7 protein-coding genes are annotated in these 7,570 nt (G+C 45.9%); 5 read left to right on the top strand and 2 right to left on the bottom strand.

The features are described 5' to 3' along the window. Window positions 1–80 precede the first annotated feature (80 nt). The 4 genes from tnpA (at window position 81) to istA (F1E73_RS15870) (ending at window position 4,122) form a co-directional block, all read left to right on the top strand. Window positions 81–362, top strand: a complete 282-nt coding sequence (gene tnpA / locus F1E73_RS15885) for an IS66 family insertion sequence element accessory protein TnpA (protein ID WP_150452492.1) — start codon at window positions 81–83, stop codon at window positions 360–362. Continuing rightward, the gene (tnpB, locus tag F1E73_RS15880; RefSeq protein WP_072765962.1) at window positions 362–703 is read left to right on the top strand and encodes an IS66 family insertion sequence element accessory protein TnpB; all 342 of its coding nucleotides are present in this window, start codon (window positions 362–364) and stop codon (window positions 701–703) included. The genes tnpA and tnpB overlap by 1 nt, the downstream gene beginning before the upstream one ends. A 74-nt stretch (window positions 704–777) precedes the next feature. Next, window positions 778–2,328, top strand: a complete 1,551-nt coding sequence (tnpC, locus tag F1E73_RS15875) for an IS66 family transposase (RefSeq protein WP_150452491.1) — start codon at window positions 778–780, stop codon at window positions 2,326–2,328. A gap of 270 nt (window positions 2,329–2,598) precedes the next feature. After that, the gene (istA, locus tag F1E73_RS15870) at window positions 2,599–4,122 is read left to right on the top strand and encodes an IS21 family transposase (RefSeq protein WP_223883478.1); all 1,524 of its coding nucleotides are present in this window, start codon (window positions 2,599–2,601) and stop codon (window positions 4,120–4,122) included. A 151-nt stretch (window positions 4,123–4,273) separates the two neighbouring features. On the opposite strand, the gene istB (F1E73_RS15865) is transcribed toward istA (F1E73_RS15870), so the two are convergent. Next, window positions 4,274–5,008 carry an IS21-like element helper ATPase IstB gene (gene istB / locus F1E73_RS15865; RefSeq protein ID WP_150452489.1) on the bottom strand — a complete coding sequence of 245 codons (735 nt, stop codon included), beginning with the start codon at window positions 5,006–5,008 and terminating at the stop codon, window positions 4,274–4,276. A gap of 6 nt (window positions 5,009–5,014) precedes the next feature. Beyond that, complete coding sequence (istA, locus tag F1E73_RS15860; protein WP_191089043.1) at window positions 5,015–6,541, bottom strand: IS21 family transposase; 1,527 nt, start codon at window positions 6,539–6,541, stop codon at window positions 5,015–5,017. Between the two features lie 150 nt (window positions 6,542–6,691). On the opposite strand from istA (F1E73_RS15860), the gene istB (F1E73_RS15855) reads away from it, so the two are divergent. Beyond that, the gene (gene istB / locus F1E73_RS15855) at window positions 6,692–7,435 is read left to right on the top strand and encodes an IS21-like element helper ATPase IstB (RefSeq protein WP_191089042.1); all 744 of its coding nucleotides are present in this window, start codon (window positions 6,692–6,694) and stop codon (window positions 7,433–7,435) included. Window positions 7,436–7,570 lie beyond the last annotated feature (135 nt).

Genomic DNA, 7,570 nt, shown 5'->3' with positions numbered 1-7,570 from the left:
CTAAGGCCGTATGCATCCCACCAAACACATATTGTTAACTTAATTTCCTGCATCTAGCTTTGCCCATAAATTAGTATATAATGAGCAAGGAAGAGAAAATGTTTGCCCTTATCGAGGAATTTGAGGACAGTTCCCTTAACGGTAGGGATTTTTGCAAGGAAAAGGGCCTTTTGCCCTCCACCTTCTATTACTGGAAGAAAAAGAAAGCACAAGAGGAGACATCCGTGAGCGGGGGATTTGTTGCCATCCATCCTAAATCGGAAATAACGGGAAACTTAGAATTGATTTACCCTAATGGGGTCCGGCTACGATTGGACACCTCACAACTTCCATTGATCAGCAAGCTACTAAAGCTCTATTAATGTTTGCCCTTAGCTCTTACCACACCTACTATTTTTACCCAAGGCCCTGCGACATGCGCAAATCGTTCAATGGCCTGAGCGGTCTGGTCAAGAACGAACTGGGCAGGGAACCGACCAGTGGGGATGTATTTATTTTTTTGAACCGAAACCGCACCCATCTCAAGCTCCTGCACTGGGAGGCCGGTGGTTTTGTGCTGTATTACAAACGCCTGGAACAGGGCAGTTTCAGCCCCCCGGTCTTTACAGGGGACAACCATTGTATGACCTGGTCCAAATTGGTGCTTATGGTTGAGGGGCTGCAAGTAAAAGAGGCCCATCAGAAACTCCGTTATCCGAGATAAAAAAAGTAATGGAACACCAATAAAAACAAGGGGTCTCAGTAGTTTCTACGGGTTGGTTTTTGTATCTTTACACCATGCAAGAACCCCTAGAAAACCTTACCAAAGAACAGCTTTTGGCACTCCTTGAAATACAGGAAAAATCCTTGCAAAAGGAGGCCAGGAAATTGGCTAAAGTTGAGGGCGATCTTGCCAAGAGAGAGCATAGGATTTCCGAGCTTGAATTTCAACTGGCTTATTACAAACGTTTGGCCTTTGGCCAGAAAAGGGAGCGCTTCGAGGGCGATAAGGACCAGATGAGCCTTCCCTTTGAGATGGAAGCAGAAAAGGCGGAAAAACAAGAAGGGGAGCTAAAAGAGAAACTCACTTATGAGCGCCGCAAAAGAACATCGGCCCATAAGGGAAGAATGGCCCTTCCGGACCATCTGCCCGTGGAAGAGATCAAGATCTACCCTGAAGGAGATCTTACCGATATGGTATGTATCGGGGAAGAAGTGACCGATGAGCTGGAGTACGAGCCTGCCAAATACTATATCAAACGCTACATCCGCTATAAGTATGCCTCCAAAAACAAAGAAGGAGTGGTAATCGGCGCACTTCCCGAGCAGGTAATCGAAAAGGGCATTCCCGGGGCAGGATTGCTGGCCTCCATCTTAGTGGACAAATATCAGGACCATCTCCCGCTTTATCGACAAATGCAACGCTTTAAAAGAGCGGAGATACCCATAGCTTCCTCGACCTTAGAGGGCTGGACCAGGCAGAGTCTTAAAATCATCGACATCCTTTACCAATACCTCCTTGAGGATATTCGCTCCAAAGGATACCTGCAAAGCGATGAGTCCACTATAAAAGTGATGGACCCCAATAAAAAGGGAAAAACCCATAAAGGCTATTATTGGGTGCATCATTGTCCCATTGATGGCACCGTACTCTTTGATTACCAGCCCGGACGTAGCCGAGAGGCTGCCAAGCATGTATTGGCAGATTTCAAGGGCTATCTTCAGACCGATGGCTATGTGGCCTATGATAAAATAGGAAAACGAGAAGGGGTTACCCACCTAAACTGCTGGGCCCATGCAAGAAGGGAATTCGATAAAGCGAAGGACAATGACAAAGAGCGTGCGGAAAAAGCCTTGACCTTTATCCAAAAACTCTATGCAATAGAAGCCAGTGCCAGGCAAAGGGAACTAAATCCCAAGGAGCGAAAAGCCCTAAGACTGGAGGAGTCCCTACCGGTGATCAATGAATTCGGAAAATGGCTGTTCCAGCAGATGAAACAGCAACTGGTCCTACCCAAGAGTCCCATCGGAAAAGCTTTCCTATATACCATGAACCGTTGGGACCAGCTCAGCACCTATCTTTATGACGGCATCCTGGAAATCGATAATAACCTGGTGGAAAATGCCATAAGACCCCTGGCCCTAGGAAGAAAAAACTACCTCTTCGCAGGTTCACATGATGCCGCACAAAGGGCCGCTGCCATTTATTCCTTTTTTGCTACCTGCAAAAAACACGAGGTAAATCCATATGAATGGTTAAAGTATACCTTGGAGAATATCATGACCATCAACCATAAGGACATCCGGGACCTTTATCCACAGAACTATAAAAAACTTAAAAAAAGATAAACCCGCTATAGGGTAAAGACCTTATAATGGATATACTGGAGCATGCTGACCCCTCTAAAGCCCAACCTATAGGTAACTGCCGTTCTGGCGGATGCTGACCCCTCTTCGAAAAATAAGATAGCTGGATTTTCACATTATTCTGGAGCATGTTGACCCCTTTGGATGATTTATTCTGGAGCATGCTGACCCCCTAGCTATTTTCTTTCTGGTTTTGGTTTATTTGATGGATACCATCAAATAAGATAACTAATGGCCGGAAAAACAAAACCAATGAGTCAAGTAAAACAAATACTTCGCCTGCACTGCCAGGGGAAAGGCTTTAAAACCATTGCCAGGACCCTGTCGGTGAGCAAGAACACCGTGAAGGACTATATTCAAAAAGCTAAAGCGACCGATCTCTTAATGGAAACTTTGTTGGCTATGGAGGATCCAGTGCTGGAGGGAAAATTGAATCCTGGGAACCCTGCCTATAAGGACGAACGCTACGATCTACTCAAACCCCAATTGGATTATTTCCGTAAGGAACTTAAGAAAACAGGTGTCAACCGTCAGGTGCTATGGGATGAATATAGAGCAGGAAACCCAGATCCTTACAGCTACGCCCAGTTCTGTTACCATATCCGCCAATATATGCGCAGTGGCAAACCGTCCATGGTATTGGACCATAGACCGGGCGATAAACTGTACGTGGATTTTGCCGGCAAACTTTTGTGTTATGTCGACAGGCAGACCGGGGAGGAAATCAAGGTCCAGGTCTTTGTGGCCTGCCTGCCGTATTCCGACTATTGCTTCGCTATGGCAGTGCCCAGTCAAAAGACGGGAGATTTTATCCATGCCATGGGCTGTTGTTTAAAAGAGATTGGTGGCGTACCCCAGACCCTGGTGCCGGACAATCTCAAGGCTGCCGTGATCAAAGCGAATCCCTATGAGCCGGATATTAATCGTGCACTGGAGGATTTTGCCAATCACTACGGGACTTCGGTGACCCCTACGCGCCCTAGGAGGCCTCAAGATAAATCGCTGGTGGAGAACCAGGTGAAGCTTATCTATAGCCGGGTATATGCCAAGCTCCGCAAGCTTACTTTCTTTGATCTTCCATCGCTGAACCGGGCCATTGCCCAGAAAGTCAAAGAGCATAACCAGACCCGGATGCAGCAAAAAGAGTACTGCAGGGAAGAGAAATTCCTGGCCGATGAAAAGCACACCCTTCAGCCTTTACCGGCACAGGCCTTTGAGATCAAGTACTACAGGGAGCACAAGGTGGCCAAGAACAATCATATTTGCTTGGGTATGGACAAGCATTATTACAGCGTGCCCTTTTCTTATATCGGAATGAAGGTCAAGGTGATCTACACCCGATCCCTGGTAAAGATCTACCACAAGGCCAAACTAATTGCCACCCATCCCAGGAACCGCCGCAAGGGGGGATATACCACCCGAAAGGAACATCTGTGTTCCCATCATCGGTACTACAAAGAGCGAAGCCCTACCTATTACCTGCAGCGTGGCTACAATCATTCCGAGACCCTGTATACATATATGGAGGCCTTGTTCAAACAGGATAAATATCCCGAACAGCTTTATAAAACCTGTGACGGCATCTTAAACCTGTCCCGTAAGGCAGATCCGAGGTCCTTTACCATAGCTTGCACTATAGCACTGGAACATCAGAATTATTCTTATAAGTTTTTAAAACAGGTCTTGGAGAACCGGATGACCGAATACCCGGAAGAACCTGTGGTCAAATCCCTGCCGGCCCATGGAAACATCCGTGGGGCATCATTCTATAAATAAGTAACCCTTTAAATTAATACACATATGAGTACTATTGAAAATCAATTGACACAGCTACTGCATAATCCGGCCAAAGCGGACAGGCGTTCCGTTTCAAAACGGACACTTTTCTTCAAAAATTTTTGTTAAGTTACTTAAAATTATTTTGATCTTATTTTCTAAATTTCCGCATGGACTCTCCTTGCAATTCTATACGGTAGGAACCGTTGGTTAATCTATCAAGAATTGCGTCGGCGACGGTCGGTTCCTTAAAGCAATCGAACCAGGACTTTACAGGCAGTTGAGAGGTGATGATCGTAGAAGAACTACCGTGTCTCTCGTCCACAAGATCCAATAGCATATTGCATTGTTTATGATCGATCTGCTTGAGACCAAAGTCGTCGATGATAAGCAGTTTCGTTTTGGCTATTTTATCCATGAACTTAAAATAACTGCCGTCGGCTTTAGCCAGTGTCATTCGGTCCAAGAGTTTATTGGCCGTAAAATACAGGGTCCTAAGTTCCTGGGAACATGCCTGGAACCCCAATGCACACGCTATAAACGATTTGCCCACACCCGTTGGTCCAGTTATGATCAGGTCCTTTGATTTTTTGAGCCAGTCCCCCTGTTGTAAGCGCAATAGCATATTTTTATCCATCCCGCGGGGCTGATTAAAATTGATCTGTTCAAAGGAAGCCTGTTGCTTAAACCGTGCTTGGCGGATCAGACGCTTCAGCTTCCTATTGTATCGGTCCTCGTATTCGGCTTCTACTAGGTGGGCGATAAGTTCATCCAGGGAGAAGTTCCGCTCCAGAGCGCTTTCGGTAACTTCGCGATAGGCGTGTGCAAAACCGTGTAAGCGCATGGTGTTTAATTTTTCAAGAGTGGCATTTGTATTCATAAGCATATGATTTTAATTAAAGTTTTCTTTTCCTCGTATATTGTTATGGACAGGTAATTGGAATAGCTCAAGGGGTTCTTCTTCCACCTCAAAAGTCTTGTTGTCGAGCATGTTCTTTATAAACTTGTATTGTAGGCAATTCATCTCAAGGGCCTTCTCACAGGCTTTTCGATAATGTGGTTCGGGATGTTTTTTGGCCAGGTTCAATAACCCCATACAGCTTCTGTAGGCCTGTTCCGGATGGGGACGGCTATCCAGTATCTTGGCAATGAGCTGTTCCACTTCAGGTCCTTTGGAGCGGCCCCAACCAATAAAACGCTCCGAGGTCCACTCCGCTTGAAAACGGTGCTGGGAAGGGCGGTGCTCGCTTTTGGTAGTATACCCATAAGGTTTACGGTTACGCCGATGGAGTGCGATTCTTTCGTTATTGAAATAGGCCTCTACATACGAGAAGGTATACATAACCTTTACCTTTTTGCCTGTATACTTAAAGGGGATGCTGTAGTAGTGTTTATCATCCTTTAGATATATATGATGATTGTACTGTACCTTTAGTTGACAGAAGTGTTTCAACTCATATGAGGTGGTCGGCAAAGGTTTTAATTCTTGCTTTTCTACCTGATCAAAAAGAGCTTGGCGGCTGTAGGATTTATGTTGGAAATTCGTATTGTTATGCAGATCGAGCTTCTCCCAAAGTGCCTGGTTCAGCTCCTCGATGGAGTAGAATACCTCATTGCGCAAAGGTGCATAAATACGTTGATAGGCCAATCGTACAAAGTTCTCGGCCAAGCTTTTATCCTTGGGGTGTAAGGCTCTGGCCGACAATATGACCGTTTGGTAGTGCTCGCCAAAATCCTGGTAGGTCTGATTTATCTTGGGCTCATATTTGTTGGACTTGCTCACGGCAGAACGAAGACAATCCGGGACAATGGCTGCTGGGGCCCCTCCGTAAAAACGAAGTGCATTTTGATTGACCTTTATCCAATCCTCTTTCTTTTGTGAAGGGACCGCTTCAATATAGGACAGTTGGCTACACCCCAGTACACTGACAAAAACCTCGCAGGCCTCTTGTTCTCCGGTAGTCGGATCGGTAATGAAAAGGTTTTTGCCCGCAAAATCCACAAAGAGCTTGTCCCCGGCCTTATGCTCCATATGCATGCTGACTTTGCTTTCCTTGCGCCAATGGTAATAATGATGGCAAAACTGGCTGTACTCATAGCTATCCTTGTGGGTTTGCCTGTATTCCTTCCATAGCAGTTGCAAGGTAACGCCTACTTTGGTAAGCTCTTTTTCCATGTAGGGGAATTGCTTTTCTAATGCTGAATACCGCGGATTCTGCGTTTTCTTCCTAACATTGATCTGGTCGATGAGTTCACTGTCGCTCATCCCAGTAATGACCGAAATGGAAAGCCCACTGCTTTTAAAGCCCGAAATATACTGGCTAGCAGCCGTTTTCCCGACACCCGCTACCTTGGCGGCCTGACGGCCACTGAGGCCTTGTTTAAAATATAGTCGTAATAATTCGCGTACTTCTCTCATACCTATAGGTTTGTTGGCCATTACTCTTCCTTTTAAAAGTTAATGGCACTAAGATGAGAAAAGTGTCCGTTTTGCTCCGGAATAGCTGTCCGCCTTGCAGCGGAATCACTGTCCGCTTTGCCCCGGAATAGGTGTCCGTTTTATTCCGGAATGACTGTCCGCTTTCCAGCGGAATGGGTGTCCGTTTTCACCGGATTGTGCAAGCTACGGCTCAATGGCATGCACAGTAGTTGGAAAGCCATGGTAGAAACCCGACAGCACCATGAACTCTCTTTTGGAGAAGGCCTGGAGGTCCTGTTGCAGGCGGAAGCAGAAGACCGCACCCACCGCCGTTTTGAACGCCTAAAAAAAGGGGCACAGTTCAGATACCAGGCCAGCGTGGAAGAGCTGAACTTAGACTCCTCAAGAGGAATCAATAAAGCCCAGATTACCGAACTCGCTACCGGATCCTATCTTGAGAAAGGGGAATCTATCCTATTGACCGGGGCTACGGGTTGCGGTAAAAGTTTTCTAGCCTCGGCCCTAGGACACCAAGCGTGCAGCCAAGGACATAGAGTGTTATACTTCAATACCCAAAAACTAATGATGAAAACTAAAATGACCCGAATTGATGGAAGCTTCCTAAAATTCTTTGCTAAGTTGGCCAAGGCCAACCTGTTGATCCTTGATGACTTTGGACTGGCACATCTGGATAGAAAACAACAAATGGACCTGATGGAAATTATTGAGGACCGCCATGGAAGATCGTCCACCATTATCGCCAGTCAACTACCTGTGGGAAGCTGGTATGATATTATTGGGGAAGCAAGCATCGCCGATGCTATTTTAGATAGATTGGTACACACTTCCCATCGAATAGAATTAAAGGGAGAAAGTCTAAGAAAAAAACTGTAATATTGTCATTAACTTATCTTTTTGACCAAAATCCTTAGAGGGGTCAGTATGGCCAGAACAGGGGGTCAGCATCACCATAATATCCACTTATAAGAATTAATCGGTTCTCCAAGACGTGGTTCGTGGGACGGATAC

Source organism: Arenibacter lacus (assembly GCF_008711145.1).
In the GTDB taxonomy this organism is placed as follows: Bacteria; Bacteroidota; Bacteroidia; order Flavobacteriales; family Flavobacteriaceae; genus Arenibacter; species Arenibacter amylolyticus.
The sequence above is the reverse complement of the archived record's forward strand: the minus strand, read 5'-3'. Positions and strand labels throughout refer to the sequence as shown.

Coding starts and splice junctions, on each gene's coding strand:
- istA (WP_223883478.1), top strand. CDS start 2,599: ATGAGTCAAGTAAAACAAATACTTCGCCTGCACTGCCAGGGGAAAGGC.
- tnpA (WP_150452492.1), top strand. CDS start 81: ATGAGCAAGGAAGAGAAAATGTTTGCCCTTATCGAGGAATTTGAGGAC.
- tnpC (WP_150452491.1), top strand. CDS start 778: ATGCAAGAACCCCTAGAAAACCTTACCAAAGAACAGCTTTTGGCACTC.
- istB (WP_150452489.1), bottom strand. CDS start 5,008: ATGCTTATGAATACAAATGCCACTCTTGAAAAATTAAACACCATGCGC.
- tnpB (WP_072765962.1), top strand. CDS start 362: ATGTTTGCCCTTAGCTCTTACCACACCTACTATTTTTACCCAAGGCCC.
- istA (WP_191089043.1), bottom strand. CDS start 6,541: ATGAGAGAAGTACGCGAATTATTACGACTATATTTTAAACAAGGCCTC.
- istB (WP_191089042.1), top strand. CDS start 6,692: ATGACTGTCCGCTTTCCAGCGGAATGGGTGTCCGTTTTCACCGGATTG.